The 14,887-nt window shown below is 49.4% G+C and carries 13 protein-coding genes; 10 read left to right on the top strand and 3 right to left on the bottom strand.

The genetic code is table 11. The features are described from left to right. Positions 1 to 179: 179 nt before the first annotated feature. Genes ACO05E_RS01190 through nqrF form a run of 6 tightly spaced genes read left to right on the top strand, consistent with a single transcriptional unit; the run spans position 180 to position 6,036 of the window. Positions 180 to 1,514: a Na(+)-translocating NADH-quinone reductase subunit A gene (locus tag ACO05E_RS01190; protein ID WP_419811177.1), complete on the top strand. Its 1,335-nt coding sequence runs from the start codon at positions 180 to 182 to the stop codon at positions 1,512 to 1,514. After that, positions 1,514 to 2,725, top strand: coding sequence for an NADH:ubiquinone reductase (Na(+)-transporting) subunit B (locus ACO05E_RS01185; protein ID WP_419813641.1), 1,212 nt, complete (start codon positions 1,514 to 1,516; stop codon positions 2,723 to 2,725). The genes ACO05E_RS01190 and ACO05E_RS01185 overlap by 1 nt, the downstream gene beginning before the upstream one ends. Then, complete coding sequence (locus ACO05E_RS01180; RefSeq protein WP_255857036.1) at positions 2,715 to 3,527, top strand: Na(+)-translocating NADH-quinone reductase subunit C; 813 nt, start codon at positions 2,715 to 2,717, stop codon at positions 3,525 to 3,527. Before ACO05E_RS01185 ends, ACO05E_RS01180 begins: the two co-directional genes overlap by 11 nt. After that, positions 3,527 to 4,186 (top strand): NADH:ubiquinone reductase (Na(+)-transporting) subunit D, encoded by a 660-nt coding sequence (locus ACO05E_RS01175; protein WP_255857035.1) that lies wholly within the window; start codon positions 3,527 to 3,529, stop codon positions 4,184 to 4,186. Before ACO05E_RS01180 ends, ACO05E_RS01175 begins: the two co-directional genes overlap by 1 nt. After that, positions 4,186 to 4,800, top strand: a complete 615-nt coding sequence (nqrE, locus tag ACO05E_RS01170) for an NADH:ubiquinone reductase (Na(+)-transporting) subunit E (protein ID WP_419811176.1) — start codon at positions 4,186 to 4,188, stop codon at positions 4,798 to 4,800. Before ACO05E_RS01175 ends, nqrE begins: the two co-directional genes overlap by 1 nt. A gap of 12 nt (positions 4,801 to 4,812) precedes the next feature. Next, complete coding sequence (nqrF, locus tag ACO05E_RS01165; RefSeq protein ID WP_419811175.1) at positions 4,813 to 6,036, top strand: NADH:ubiquinone reductase (Na(+)-transporting) subunit F; 1,224 nt, start codon at positions 4,813 to 4,815, stop codon at positions 6,034 to 6,036. 121 nt (positions 6,037 to 6,157) lie between these two features. Here nqrF and ACO05E_RS01160 read toward each other — a convergent pair whose 3' ends face one another. Next, complete coding sequence (locus ACO05E_RS01160; protein ID WP_419811174.1) at positions 6,158 to 6,715, bottom strand: TetR/AcrR family transcriptional regulator; 558 nt, start codon at positions 6,713 to 6,715, stop codon at positions 6,158 to 6,160. A 156-nt stretch (positions 6,716 to 6,871) separates the two neighbouring features. Here ACO05E_RS01160 and ACO05E_RS01155 point away from each other — a divergent pair, with 156 nt between their 5' ends. Next, complete coding sequence (locus ACO05E_RS01155) at positions 6,872 to 7,267, top strand: MAPEG family protein (protein ID WP_419811173.1); 396 nt, start codon at positions 6,872 to 6,874, stop codon at positions 7,265 to 7,267. A 162-nt stretch (positions 7,268 to 7,429) separates the two neighbouring features. Then, a complete protein-coding gene (locus ACO05E_RS01150; protein WP_419811172.1) occupies positions 7,430 to 8,443 on the top strand; it encodes an AraC family transcriptional regulator ligand-binding domain-containing protein in 1,014 nt (337 codons plus the stop codon). Here ACO05E_RS01150 and ACO05E_RS01145 read toward each other — a convergent pair. Together ACO05E_RS01145 and ACO05E_RS01140 are read right to left on the bottom strand one after the other, a co-directional pair. Then, entirely contained in the window at positions 8,440 to 9,654 is a 1,215-nt protein-coding gene (locus ACO05E_RS01145) for an iron-containing alcohol dehydrogenase (RefSeq protein WP_419811171.1), read from the bottom strand. The two genes, ACO05E_RS01150 and ACO05E_RS01145, sit on opposite strands and share 4 nt — an antisense overlap. Before the next feature lie 8 nt (positions 9,655 to 9,662). Next, positions 9,663 to 11,117, bottom strand: coding sequence for a coniferyl aldehyde dehydrogenase (locus ACO05E_RS01140; protein ID WP_419811170.1), 1,455 nt, complete (start codon positions 11,115 to 11,117; stop codon positions 9,663 to 9,665). Between the two features lie 214 nt (positions 11,118 to 11,331). On the opposite strand from ACO05E_RS01140, the gene ACO05E_RS01135 reads away from it, so the two are divergent. Both ACO05E_RS01135 and ACO05E_RS01130 read left to right on the top strand, forming a co-directional pair. Next, positions 11,332 to 13,053 carry a ricin-type beta-trefoil lectin domain protein gene (locus tag ACO05E_RS01135; protein ID WP_419811169.1) on the top strand — a complete coding sequence of 574 codons (1,722 nt, stop codon included), beginning with the start codon at positions 11,332 to 11,334 and terminating at the stop codon, positions 13,051 to 13,053. Positions 13,054 to 13,182: 129 nt separating this feature from the next. Continuing rightward, positions 13,183 to 14,841 (top strand): ricin-type beta-trefoil lectin domain protein, encoded by a 1,659-nt coding sequence (locus ACO05E_RS01130; protein WP_419811168.1) that lies wholly within the window; start codon positions 13,183 to 13,185, stop codon positions 14,839 to 14,841. Positions 14,842 to 14,887: the final 46 nt, after the last annotated feature.

Genomic DNA, 14,887 nt, shown 5'->3' with positions numbered 1-14,887 from the left:
TAGCGCGATTTTTTACTGGGAAATGGGTCCAAGTACTTGTTTCCAAATACAAAAATGAATCGAACAGGGTAGATTGTTCATTTCGCGCACAGCAACCTTGGTGAGAGGGGATTGGTTGTGCGTGTTTTTGTGCATTTGGAAATCAGTATCTTTGGGTCAACTGTGATTAGGCGAGGCGTATGATCAACATCAAGAAGGGTCTCGACTTACCAATCACCGGAACACCTGAGCAAGTCATTTCAGATTCAGCCAAGGTAACGGAAGTTGCTCTGGTGGGTCCGGATTACGTGGGTATGAAACCTACGATGGCGGTTCAGGTCGGTGATCGAGTCAAGAAAGGCCAGGTGATTTTCACCGACAAAAAAACAGAAGGGGTGCAATACACAGCACCAGCTGCGGGTACAGTGAAAGCTGTAAACCGTGGTGAGCGTCGTGTATTTCAGTCGGTTGTGATTGAAATCGACGGTAGCGACGAAGAGACCTTCAATGCTTACTCAGCGGATCAGCTGGGTTCACTGTCTGCGGCAGACGTTCAGGATAATCTGGTGAAGTCCGGATTATGGACTGCGCTGCGCACTCGTCCTTTTTCGCGTGTTCCTGCTTTGGATAGCAAGCCGGAAGCGATTTTTGTCACTGCAATGGATACCAATCCGCTGGCGGCAAATCCTGAATTGGTAATTAACGAGCAAGCTGACAACTTTAAAGCGGGTTTACAGGTACTGAAGCGTCTGACCGAAGGCACTTTGTACGTTTGTAAGGCGCCTGCTGCAAACATCCCAACTGCGGGTGTTGAGCAAACTGAAGAATTTGGCGGCAAGCACCCGGCTGGTCTGGCAGGAACTCACATTCACTTCCTGCATCCGGTCAGCGAGAGCCGTACCGTATGGACCATTGGTTATCAGGATGTTATCGCATTTGGCGCTCTGTTCCTGACCGGCAAGATCTACACCGATCGAGTGGTTGCTCTGGCAGGTCCGCAGGTAACTAAACCTCGTCTGGTTCGTGTACCTCAGGGCGCTAACCTGGATCAGGTAACTGCAGGTGAAACCAAAGACGGCGAAAACCGTGTGGTATCCGGTTCTGTATTTGGTGGCCGCACGGCTGCTAACGGTCATCAGTTCCTGGGTCGCTTCCACAATCAGGTATCTGTGTTGGAAGAAGGTCGTGATCGCCCGATGTTGCACTATCTGACAGCGGGTACTGAGCGTTTCTCTGTGATGCCGATCTACCTGTCAAAACTGATGAACAAGTTGTTCCCAATGACCACAACCACCAATGGCTCCGAGCGTGCCATGGTACCCGTGGGCGCTTACGAGCGTGTGATGCCATTAGATGTTCTGCCGACTCAGCTGCTGCGTGCACTGATCGTGGAAGACATGGAAACGGCCATCAACCTGGGTGCGCTGGAACTGGACGAAGACGATTTAGCCCTGTGTAGCTTTGTGTGCCCGGGTAAATACGAATACGGCCCAATCCTGCGTCAAAACTTAACTCGAATCGAAGCGGAGGGTTAATCATGCTGCGTTCTATGCTCGATAAACTTGAACCTCACTTCGTGAAGGGTGGCAAGTACGAAAAAATGTATCCGCTGTACGAAGCCATTGATACTGGCTTGTACTCTCCGCCAAACGTTACTAACAACACGGCACACGTGCGTGATGGTATCGACCTGAAGCGTATTATGATCACCGTGTGGATCTGTACCTTCCCGGCGTTATTCTTTGGTATGTACAACATTGGTCTGCAGGCGAATGAAGCCATTGCTGCTGGTGCGGGTACTGCGATTGAAGGCTGGCGTGAATGGTTGATCGCTCTGCTGGGCGGTGGTGCTCACAATGCCGCCAGCGTGTGGGACAACATGGTGTTTGGTGCTGCTTACTTCCTGCCTGTATACGCCACGGTCTTTATCGTGGGTGGTTTCTGGGAAGTATTGTTTGCCACCATTCGTAAGCACGAAGTGAACGAAGGTTTCTTCGTCACCTCGGTGCTGTTTGCTCTGATCCTGCCGCCAAGCATCCCGCTGTGGCAAGTGGCGCTGGGCATCAGCTTTGGTGTGGTGATTGGTAAGGAAATTTTCGGCGGTACCGGTAAAAACTTCCTTAACCCGGCACTGACTGGCCGTGCGTTCCTGTTCTTCGCTTACCCGGCCGATATGTCTGGTAATGCCGTATGGACTGCAGTTGATGGTTTCTCTGGTGCAACTGCGCTGGGTACGGCTGCTGAGCAAGGTGTGGTGAATGGCCAGATTGGTGATATCACTTGGTTTGATGCCTTCTTTGGTCTGATTCAGGGTTCTATGGGTGAAACCTCTACTCTGGCGATCCTGATTGGTGGTGTTGTGCTGATGACCATGGGCATTGCTTCCTGGCGTATTGTGCTGGGCGTGTTCCTGGGTATGGTGGCAACTACGCTGCTGTTCAACGGCATTGGCTCTGATACTAACCCAATGATGGCCATGCCTTGGTACTGGCACTTAGTGGTCGGTGGTTTTGCCTTCGGTATGATCTTTATGGCAACCGATCCGGTATCCGCTTCCATGACCAACAAAGGCAAGTTTGTCTTTGGTGCATTGATCGGCTTCATGGTGGTGATGATCCGTGTGATCAACCCGGCCTTCCCGGAAGGTATGATGCTGGCGATTCTGTTTGCCAACCTGTTTTCCCCTCTGATCGACCACTTTGTGGTTCAGGCCAACATCAAGCGGAGGACTGCTCGTGTCAGCTAATAACGACAGTATTCAAAAAACCTTATTGGTAGCGATTCTGCTGTGTCTGGTGTGCTCGATCATCGTCGCCGGCGCTGCTGTATCCCTGAAGCCAATTCAGCTGGCAAATAAGCAGCTGGATAAAAACTACAACATCTTATTAGCAGCAGGTCTGGTTGAGGGTGGTGTTAAGCCTTCAGCGGATGAGATCAAAAAGCTGTTTGAAGAGAATATCACGCCAAAAGTTGTGAACCTGGCTGAAGGCCGTTACGCAACGGCTGCTGAGCTGGACGAAATCAAAGCGGCGGGCTACAACCCAGAGGCTTATGACCAGCGTAAAGCGGCCAAAGATCCGGCGCTGTCTGCCAAGCTGGCAGCCGATAAAGATCTGGCCAGCATTCGTCGTCAAGCTACGTTTGCTGCGGTTTATACCGTAGAAAACAATGGCATCGTCGAGAAGATGGTTCTGCCGGTACACGGCTATGGTCTGTGGTCTACCCTGTATGGCTTCCTGGCTTTGGAAGGTGATCTGCAAACGGTTGTGGGCTTAGGTTTCTACTCTCACGCTGAAACCCCTGGATTGGGTGGCGAAGTGGATAACCCATCCTGGAAAGCACTGTGGAACGGCAAAAAGCTGTATGACGCAGAGGGTGATCTGGCGATTCAAGTGGTTAAAGGTAAAGCACCCGCTGATGACATGAACAGTGTTGACGGCCTGTCAGGTGCAACCCTGACCAGTAAAGGTGTTTCTAACCTGGTTCAATTCTGGGTCGGTGAGAACGGCTTCGGCAAGTTCCTGGCGACTGCTAAAGGAGGTGCTTAATGTCTGTTAAGTCCGTATTAACCGAACCTTTATTCTCCCAGAACCCGATTGCGGTTCAGATTCTGGGTGTATGTTCTGCGCTGGCGGTAACCACCAGCCTGCAGGTAACTCTGGTTATGTGTATTGCACTGACCTCAGTAACTGCGTTTTCTAACCTGGGTATTGCACTGATTCGTAACCACATCCCGAACAATATTCGTATCATCGTGCAGATGATCATTATTGCCTCGCTGGTAATTGTGGTGGATCAGATTCTCAAAGCCTACGCTTACGAAATCAGTAAGCAGCTGTCGGTATTCGTGGGTCTGATTATTACCAACTGTATCGTGATGGGCCGTGCTGAAGCATTCGCTATGAAGAATGGCCCGGTACTGAGCTTCTTCGATGGTATCGGTAATGGCTTAGGCTATTCCGTAGTACTGATCGTGGTTGCTGTGGTACGTGAGCTGTTTGGTGCCGGTTCTCTGATGGGTATCGAAATCCTGCCGCTGGTTACTAACGGTGGCTGGTATCAGTCCAATGGTCTGTTGCTGTTACCACCAAGTGCGTTCTTCATTATTGGTCTGTTCATCTGGGCACTGCGCAGCTGGAAGACTGAACAAGTGGAAGCAGCTGACTTCAAAATTCTGCCGAACACTGAGAATGGAGGTCACCACTAATGGAACACTACATCAGTTTATTCGTTAAGGCTGTGTTTGTTGAAAACATGGCGTTGGCCTTCTTCTTGGGCATGTGTACCTTCCTGGCAATCTCCAAGAAGATTCAGACCGCTCTGGGCTTAGGTGTTGCCGTGATTGTGGTACTGGCCATTACCGTGCCGGTTAACAATCTGATTTACACCTACGTATTAAAAGAAGGTGCCTGGGCCTGGTTGGGTGCAGACTATGCTGCGGTTGACCTGAGCTTCTTAGGTCTGCTGACTTACATCGGCGTTATTGCTGCGATGGTTCAGATCCTGGAGATGGTTCTGGATAAATACGTACCAGCGCTGTACAACGCACTGGGTGTATTCCTGCCGCTGATCACCGTGAACTGCGCCATTATGGGTGCCTCTCTGTTTATGGTAGAGCGTGACTACAACTTCGCTGAGTCGACCGTTTATGGTATCGGCGCAGGCGTAGGTTGGGCGCTGGCGATCACTGCGCTGGCAGGTATTCGTGAAAAGCTGAAGTACAGTGACGTACCGGCAGGTCTGCAAGGTTTGGGTATTACCTTTATGACTGTTGGTCTGATGTCTCTGGGCTTTATGTCTTTCTCCGGCGTATCACTGTAAGGAGCGATCACTATGAGTCCAGAAATTATCCTCGGCGTAGTGATGTTCACGGTTATCGTACTGTCTCTGGTAGCGGTAATTCTGAGCGCACGTGCCAAGCTGGTTAGCAGCGGTAAAGTTAAAATCCTGATCAACGGTGAAACCACCGTTGAAACCGAAGCTGGCGGTAAGCTGCTGCAAACCCTGGCAGCCAACAACATCTTCCTGTCATCAGCTTGTGGTGGCGGTGGTACCTGTGCCCAGTGTAAGTGTCAGGTAACCGATGGTGGTGGTTCTATGCTGCCAACCGAAGAGTCTCACTTCACCAAAGGTGAAGCGCGTGAAGGCTGGCGTCTCTCGTGTCAGGTGCCGGTTAAGCAAGACATGGTTGTTGAAGTGGATGAAGAAGTATTCGGTGTTAAGAAGTGGGAGACCACGGTTGAATCTAACCCGAATATGGCCACCTTTATTAAAGAGCTGACTCTGCGTCTGCCAGAAGGTGAAAACGTTGATTTCCGTGCCGGTGGTTACGTTCAGCTGGAGTGTCCTCCATTTGAAATTAACTTCTCTGACTTCGATATCGAAGAACAGTACCGTGGCGATTGGGAACACTTTGGCTTCTTCGACCTGAAGACAGTAAACAAAGAAAACGTGATCCGTGCTTACTCAATGGCTAACTACCCGGAAGAGAAGGGTGTGGTTAAGTTCAATATCCGTATTGCAACGCCACCTCCGGGCACAACCGGTATTAACCCAGGCATCATGTCGTCTTACGTGTTCAACCTGAAGCCAGGCGACAAGGTAACCGTATATGGACCATTTGGTGAGTTCTTCGCTAAGGACACCGATGCCGAAATGGTATTCATCGGTGGTGGTGCGGGTATGGCGCCAATGCGTTCTCATATCTTTGACCAGCTGAAGCGTCTGAAGTCCGATCGTAAGATCAGCTTCTGGTACGGTGCACGTTCCCTGAAAGAACTGTTCTATCAGGACGAGTACGATGCATTAGCCGAGCAATTCCCGAACTTCCAATGGCACGTGGCGATGTCTGACCCGCAGCCAGAAGATAACTGGGAAGGTTTAACAGGCTTTATTCACAACGTTCTGTTGGAGAATTACCTGAAGGATCACCCGGCACCGGAAGATTGTGAGTTCTACATGTGTGGGCCACCAATCATGAACCAATCGGTGATCAAGATGTTAGAAAACCTGGGCGTAGAACCAGAAAACATCTTATTGGATGACTTCGGCGGTTAATCTGTAACCGGCAAAAGCTCCAAAGAAAAACCCGGCCAGATAGTTTATCTGGCCGGGTTTTTCGTTTTTAGGGTGAGCAGATCTCTGCTGATCGTTGGCTGACCAATACGACCCGCTGAATTCAGGAAAGCGGTTGAGTGCACCAGCTCGCGCAGGTTTGTTTCAGCGTTAGCAAGGCCGATTGTACGCTGTTGCCGCCCACATCAATGCACTGCGTTAGCAATGCCCCCCAGGCCACGCACACCAGAAATTCAGCCGATTCCGCCACATTCAGGTCAGCACGAATCAGTCCGGCTTGTTGGCTGGTGCTGAGGATGCTCTCTGTTCTGCTTACCAGCATGGCGCGGTAATTGTGTACGAGATCAATGTGTCGTGGTTCCAGTAGCGCTCGTTGAGAGGCGGCACCAACCATCAGGCACCCGAGAGGAAACTGAGCGCCGGATTCACTATGACGGTCGAGCATTGCTTCAAATACCGTGACTAACTTTGTGACGTCTGGGTCGGCAGTCAGTTCGGCAAAATTACGTTCCATCACCTGATGATACAGGCCCAGTATGCGTGCAAAAATATCGGCTTTGTTACCAAAAGCATTGTATAAACTGGTTCTGGGCAATGACGTTGCTGCTTCTAAATGGCCGAGGTTAGTCGCTTCATATCCTTGTTGCCAAAATAGCCACATGATCTTGTAAAGGACTTCATTTTCATCAAAACTGCGATTTCTTGGCATTTTGTACTGACCGAAACAAAAAGGTTGAGCGAAGGCTGTTATTCTGTCATATTTATTTTGTACTACTAAGTACAAAATAAACTAATTACTCATCAAGGAACATGAGCCATGACAACTGAAGTACTTTCGCTGTATGTATTTTGCGCCACGATCTTCTTCACCATTTTTGCCCAGGCAATGGTGACGGTCGCAACGACGAATTTCGCCTATGTGTCGGGTAACCGCGATGTACCGCTGGATAATCCAAGTCCGGTATTGGGCAGGCTGGAGCGGGCCATCCGTAACTCCATCGAAGCGGCTGTTGTATTTGTACCGCTGGTATTTATTGCCACTCAGGCGGGAGTGTCTAACGAAATGACGCAGTGGAGTGCGATGGTCTTTGCTGCATCCCGCGTGCTTTACGTAATCACTTATGCGCTGGGAATTGTTGGTGCCAGAACCATCATCTGGAATGTGGCCGCCACGGCGTTGGGTATTTTCGGAGCCGGTATTTTGCTGGGTTGATTCCTTGGAATACCGCTGTCAGTTGTAGATTGTTTAAACCCCGGTTGAGTGAAAACTCTGCCGGGGTTTTTGTTGTCAGAAGCATAAGTTGGTGATCCTGCTGGTTTTTGTGTTAAAAACAAACGGATTATTTATGTTAGACAAATAAACGGTTGTAACTGAATGCGATACGCAACAAGCCTGAAGTTATTATGCAACGTTGCCGAAGCCCGGGGTTTGAACCCTCAGGATTGCCTGGCTGGTACCGGATTGACTCTGGTGGATATTGGTAATGAATCGACCCGACTGACGCTGGATCAGGAAGCCAAAGCGATTGAAAATCTGGTCAGAATGTCTGAGCAGGACATAGGACTTGGCAGTGATGTTGGCAATCGTATGCATGTCCATGCTTTTGGCATCTGGGGCTTTGCCATTTTAACCAGCCCGACGTTAAGAACAGCGATTGATACGGCCATTCGCTTTATTCAGTTGTCATTTGTTATTGCTGATATGCGGCTGACCGAAGACGATGGGCAAGCAAGGCTCGTTTTTGATATGCAGCAACTACCTGAAACAATTCATGGTTTTTTGCTTGAGCGTCATGCGGTGGTCGCAGTGACCTTTATCCGAGAGATCCTGCAGTTGAAATCACATGACGACTTTGTCGTTGAAAGTACACGTCAGTCTCCGGATTATATTGAGGCGCTGTCTGCAGCAACTGCACTCCGTGCCCGTGGCAATGCCGGGTCGGCAGCGTTATTGTTTCCGCAGGCATGGCTGGATAAACCATTGCCAAAGTCTGATCCTCAGACGCTGCAGTATTGCCTCCGGCAATGTGAATCGTTATTGGAGCGTATCAAAGAAGATTCGCGCCCCTGGTCTGCAAAAGTCCGGGACGTGATGATGGATCATATTGGGGAAGAGATAAAAATCCAGACAGTTGCCCAATTGCTGAACCTCACGGAGCGAACGTTGCGACGCCGGTTAACAGATGAAGGCAGCCGTTTTCGTGATATTTATTCGGATGTACGTTTGTCCATCGCTTATGAATTGCTGGAGACAACCGGAATGGCGACCGAAACAGTTTCCTGGCGGGTTGGCTATGCTGAGTCAGCCAGTTTTATCCGGGCTTTTACTAAAAAATTCAGCAAAAAGCCCAAAGAAGTCAGAAATACACGCTTGTCCCGTGCAAGTTAGTGTGAGAACGAAATATCACGCTTACCGTTATAAACCGATTGTAGAATGACCTCAGCCTGAGCTTTTTTCATCACTCGGGGAACGGCATAAGAACGGCGGGCTTCTGCCAGTGCCTCGGTTGTAATGGCTGCAAAATCCTGAGGCTGCAGATCGGTTAGCTGCGCCGGAATATTCAGCGTGTCGGATAACTGATCTACTCGTGCGATAAACTGCTGCGCCAGTTCTGCTGCGTTATTCTGAATCTCGGTGGCCGATAACAAAGCTTCCAGTTCGGCGTAGCGTTGTACACACGCGGATTGATTAAAGCGCAATACCCGCGGAAGAATGACGGCGTTGGCTAGCCCATGAGCGGTGTTGTAATGCGCACTGATCTGATGGGAAATAGCGTGCACATAACCTAACCCGGCTTTATTAAAGGCATAGCCAGCCAGAAAAGAGGCAATGGCTACCATTTCACGTGCGTATTCGTTATTCCCATTGTTATAAGCCTCGGGTAAAAACCGAACCAACAAACGAATGGCCATCGCCGCATCACGATCACTGTCGGCAAAATGGCTTTTGGCGGTATAGGCTTCAATAGCATGGGTTAGCGCATCCATGCCGGTTGTGGCGGTAATTGCCGGTGGTAACGATTTTAATAAACCGGTATCCAGTGCAGCAGCTAACGGAATGTATTTAGGGTCAACAAAAAATTGTTTCTTATGGCTTTGGGTGTCAGAAATCACTGCAGCACTGGTGGATTCTGATCCGGTTCCTGATGTGGTTGGCACCACATAAAAAGGCACCAATGGCTGTTTGAGTTTTAAAATTCCGGCTAATGCCTGAATTGGTTTACGGTTGCTGCTGGCCGCCGCAATCACTTTGGCTGCGTCAATGGCAGAGCCACCACCAACGGCAAAGACAGCGTCACATTGATTGCTTTGAGCAGCTGCTAAGCCAGCTTCAATAACCGCCGTGGTGGGGTTGGGAATAATGCCATCGAAGGTTGTCACCTCACAGCCCCGCTCGCGAATGTGAGCAATCAAATGATCCAGCATGCCATTGGCTAATAAAAAACTGTCGGTGACTAACAGCGGGTGTTTAACGCCGCTGTCGATCATAAAATCAGCCAGTTTGATGGCGGACTCAGAGCCAGAAAACAGCAGGGGTTTCTGCGACGGATAAAACGTCGCTAATGCACGCAGCGCAATGGTCATGATGGAATTAAACATGGGATCCCTCAGAATTTCTTAAAACGACGCAACTGGAAATTAACAAAAAAGTTAAAGTATTTGTTATTCCATGGCGCACCAATTAACGAATTAGCATCCAGTTTTCCTTTAATAACAACGCCTTTGGCCTTGGAGAAATTCAGAAAACCTTCTTTGCCATGATAATGACCCATGCCCGATGGGCCAACACCACCAAATGGCATATCATCGACCATGGTATGAGTCATGACTTCATTGATACAGACGCCACCCGAGTGAGTTTGACGAAGTATTTTTTCGCCCCGACGGTTATCCCAGTCGAAATAATAAAGCGCCAGTGGGCGATCACGGTCATTGACGTAGTGAATGGCATCCTCGAGGGAGTCATAGCCAATAATCGGCAGGATAGGACCAAAAATCTCTTCCTGCATAACACGCATGTCCGAGGTTGTTTCCGTTACCAGATGCATCGGCAGTTTTCGGGTGCCGTCAAAGTTTTCATTGGCCGGATTAATGACTTCAACGGTTGCGCCTTTTTCCCGGGCATCATTGAGATTATCCAGTAAACGATCACGTTGGCGCTCAGTAATAATTGCAGTGTAATCCGGGTTGTCTCTCAATGTGGGGTAGTGCGTGCTGAACTGTTCGGTGAAGGCGCGTGCAAATGCTGCGACTTTATTTTTCGGAACCAGAATATAATCCGGTGACACACAAACCTGGCCGGCATTCAGACCTTTGCCAAAAGCAATCCGTTTGGCGGCTTCTTCAATCGGAAAGCTGTCATGGATAATGGCCGGAGATTTACCACCAAGCTCCAGAGTCACCGGTGTCAGGTTTTCAGCAGCAGCCCGCATAACAATGCGGCCAACCTGAGTAGAGCCGGTAAACACAATATGATCGAACGCTAAGCGAGTGAATTCACTAGCAACTTCAACCCCACCATTAACCACCATCACTTCTTCAGCGGCGAAATGTTTATTTAACATCTCTTCCAGCACCAGGCCGGTTTGTGGAGCAAATTCGGATGTTTTAATCATGGCCCGGTTGCCCGCGGCAAAAGCCCCCACCAATGGTGATAAGCCAAGGAATATCGGAAAGTTCCAGGGTACCACAATGCCAATCACGCCCAGAGGCTGATAATGCACTTTAGTCTTGGCACCTAATAGCATCATGGGAGTATGGCGGGTTGATTGCCGCATCCATTTGCGCAGGTGCTTTTTGTTGTAACGAATACCTTCCAGTACCGGCAATATCTCGGCCATCATGGTTTCAGCGCTGGCGCGGTTGGAAAAGTCCTGATTAACCGCTGTGATCAGACGATCTTTATATTCCAGCAACGCTGTATGTAGCCGCTTTAAGCGCGAGATGCGTGTGTCATAGGAAGTATCCGGATCTTTGCTGTATGCACTGCGGATCTGGCTCAGAGATGCACTGAGCTGATCGTAAATCGAATGGCTGTTTTCAAGCGTCACGGTTGAGGTCATGCTGTTTTCTCCGGTATTGATCGCTGCGGTATCGCCTGGTGGATCGGCATTGTTACAGCATGCGCCTGGCGGGAGGTTTTCGACAGATTAACCGCGGACAAATTATTGATATTTTCGGACGATCTCCGATTTGTCATTTCAGGCCAATGGTTTTTCAAATCAACTCTTTTAATGTACGTTAGTGCCAAAATGATAATGAAACAGGCTTTGCATTATGTTCTTGCGATTATTACTTGGTTCTCTTCTGGTGTTACTGTCATGGGGCGCACTGGCCGAGAGCTATATCTATCTCACCAACAACACCAATCAAGCGTTAACGCTGGATATTCAACAGTCCGGATCGCCTCTGGTTAAAGGCGAGCACTGGCGGCAGCTGGCTACCCGTGTTCCGCCTTATGGCACGGTAGCAGTGCTGGAAACCAATCGTGATCAAGGTATTCGTTGGGGTAAAAGTTACTATTTTGATACGACGGTAACGGCGCCGGATGGCAGCACTACCGTGCTGCAGCAGAAGCTGACCGGCACCTGGAATTTCAGTGAAATCTGGTACGGCGCTAACCACTCCGGCTTATATGAAGGTCGTGATCTTTATTCCCAACGCCAGGACTTTGCTGGCAAACCATCCACGCTGGCATTTAAAGGAGAGGCCGGTCGTGTTAGTGGTGATGATTTTTACTATGTGATTCATCCTGACCCGGAATACCCGCAGTTGGGCATGTCCAATGAACTGAACGTTCTGGCCTACAACGTGTGGGCCTTGTTACCCGGGCTGGTTGCCAGAGACACCAGCGACCGCCTGACTGAAATCAGCAAGCAACTGAACGGCTTTGATGTGGTGGTATTTTCTGAGCTGTTTGAAAACAACCGGCGTGAAGATTTTCTGCAACGTATTCGTGGCCAATACCCGTATCAAACTCAGGTGGTTGACCGCCGTGGTGCCATCGAAGATGGCGGTGTTTTGATTGTTAGTCGCTGGCCGATTGAGCACGAAGCGCAGATGACATTCTCTGACTGTGATGCTGATGATTGCCTCGCTTCCAAAGGCGTGATGTACGCCCGGATTAATAAGGGCGGGCAGAAATATCATGTGTTTGGCTCGCACACTCAGGCATGGCCTGCTGTTGAAAATCAGATAACCCGGGCGAAACAGTTTGCAGAAATAAAAGCCTTTATTGATCAGCAATCTATTCCGGCTTCTGAGGCGGTGATTATTGCCGGTGACCTGAACGTTGATAAAACCAACTTCCCGGCAGAGCACCAGCAAATGCTGAATATTCTCAATGCTGCTGAAGTTCCTCAGACCCGTGACAGTTATCCGTACACCGCTGATGGTAACGTCAGTGCCTGGACCGATGGGACTCCTGAGTTTCTCGATTATGTCTTAACTTCTAATGCGCATTTGCAACCCGGCCAGGCCGAATCGGATGTGCGTGTACCGCGTAGTATCGCTGCCAGTGTGTTTACCAAATATGACCTATCAGATCACTTTGCCATTGAAGCATCCCTGTCTTTTAACACACCTGCTTCAGATCCTTATGCAACCTTATTCCGGGAATTAAAAGATGGCCGTAGTGGCAAATGTCTCGATTTCCCTGGTACCTCACCCACTAATGGTGCGATGGCTGTAATTTACGATTGTCAGGATGTTGACTGGCAGAAGTGGCAATACAACGCGGTTACCGGATTATTGCGCAATAAGGCAAATCCGGACTATTGCCTCGACAATAAAGGTGAGCATTATGCCGGTGGTGGCGTGCATTTATGGCAGTGTGTTGAGGGCAGTGTTAATCAACAGTGGGAGTTTGTTGGCGACTCGCTGCGACCCAGAATAAATAGCAGCATCTCGCTGGATGCTTATGGCCGTGACAACAATAGCGATGTTGGCTTATGGAGTGTTCACGGTGGTGAAAACCAGCAATGGTATTGGGGGCGCTGAAGCGCTCCCTTAGCAGTAATTGCTAACGGTTAATTCGTATTTCTGATAACAATAAAAAAGGAAATGATGATGAACAACAAGCTACTCGTTCTTACTGCTGGGCTGTTTTTATCGACGACGGGCCATACGATGAGCGGCGCGCCGGCAGATGCAGATATTGCCAGTGATGAGCTCGCTAACCATAAAAATTCCTGGGAATATAAGGCGCTTAGTCATCAGAATATTCTCGACAATGCGGTCCCCATTGCTCAGGGCTATAACAGCAGCTCACATAATGCTTTTAACAGTTCGGCATACAGCTCAATTGTTTATATCGACCCTAATCATACCCTGTCGATGTTTGAGCAGCTGGAAATCGGTGTGCGTAATTTTGAACTGGATGTGCACTGGACCTGGCAAACCAAGGATATTCCTAACGGTGATGCCCTGTTGTTGTGCCATAGTCGTGATCAGCGTGTTGGCTGTAGCGGTCTTGAGCGTTACTTCAGTGACGCCGTGCATGAAATTAATCATTGGTTGCGCCGTAATCCGAACGAAGTGGTGTATTTAGGCTTCGAAGATTTCTGGGCTGATAACGAAGACAAAATGATTCAGGCATTAGCCGCAGTGGATGACCTGATATACAAGCCGGGAAGCTGCACGAACTTTCAACAAGTGGCCACAACGCTAACCGAAGAAGAGGTACTGCGTGCCGGTAAGCAGCTGGTGTTATTAAATGGTGATTGTGCCACCTCCAACTGGGCGGGTTATGCGTTTCAGGGTGGTTGGGGCTATACCTCGATTGAGGCAGCCACTGCTGATAACTGTCTGACGGCAAATGCCAGCTGGAATGGCGCGGGTGTTCAACGAATCTTTGAGCAGGACACCTTTTTTGGCAATCTTGGGACGGCGTTAGGTTTGGCTGATGATAACGGCCTGTTCTCCGATGAAACCATTGCTAAAGCCCAGCGATGTGGCGTGAATCAGATTGCTTACGACAAATTAGTGATTGGTGATCCCGGCCTGAAAGCATCCATCTGGAGTTGGGATATCAATCAGCCAGACGATTACGCCAGTAATGAAGACTGCGCTGAGTCCTGGGGCAATGGTCGTTTTAATGACCTGATTTGTTCGGCCTCAATGCGCTTTGCCTGTAAAACAACCGATGGCAGAAACTGGGCTATCTCGGATATTCCTAATAGCCATAGCGAAGCTAATGGTGAGTTTGCCTGTCAGGCGTTGGGTGCTCAGTGGCACTTTGCGGTACCGACCAATAGTATGCAGAACGAATTGCTTAAAAACGCCAAGGCGGCGGCCGGTGTTGAGCGTGTGTGGCTCAACTACAATGATACGGTTGCCGAAGGAGTATGGACGACACCGCAGCATACGCAGAATTACAACCCACTGTTGAATGCTGACTTTAAAGAATTCAATTTAAAACACGACACCAATAAGTGTCTGGATGTTGCAGGAGCCGGAACCGCTAACGGCAGCAATGTTTTGTTATGGGATTGTCATGGCGGTGATAACCAGAAATGGGTCTGGGATGCAGCAGGTCGGTTACGCCCTGGGCATGCGCCTCAAATGTGTCTGGATATCGAAGGGAATATTCATGCGGTTGGGCAGAATATTGTGATCCGCGACTGTAATGATCCAACCGTTCCGACCTGGGTTGAGATTAATGGCAACTTGTATGCACAAACCACCAATGTTGTGATCACCTCGGGCAGTGGTGCAAATGGCTCGAATGTGTATACCGATCGGCCGGCAGATACCACGAATAAAATCTGGTATCACGGTTTCCGCTAAGAGTTGTGCTGAAGAGAGGGAGGGATATTAGCCCGGATTAGTCGTC

The organism is Bacterioplanoides sp., assembly GCF_965226395.1.
Classification (GTDB): Bacteria; Pseudomonadota; Gammaproteobacteria; order Pseudomonadales; family Oceanobacteraceae; genus Bacterioplanoides.
The sequence above is the reverse complement of the archived record's forward strand: the minus strand, read 5'-3'. Positions and strand labels throughout refer to the sequence as shown.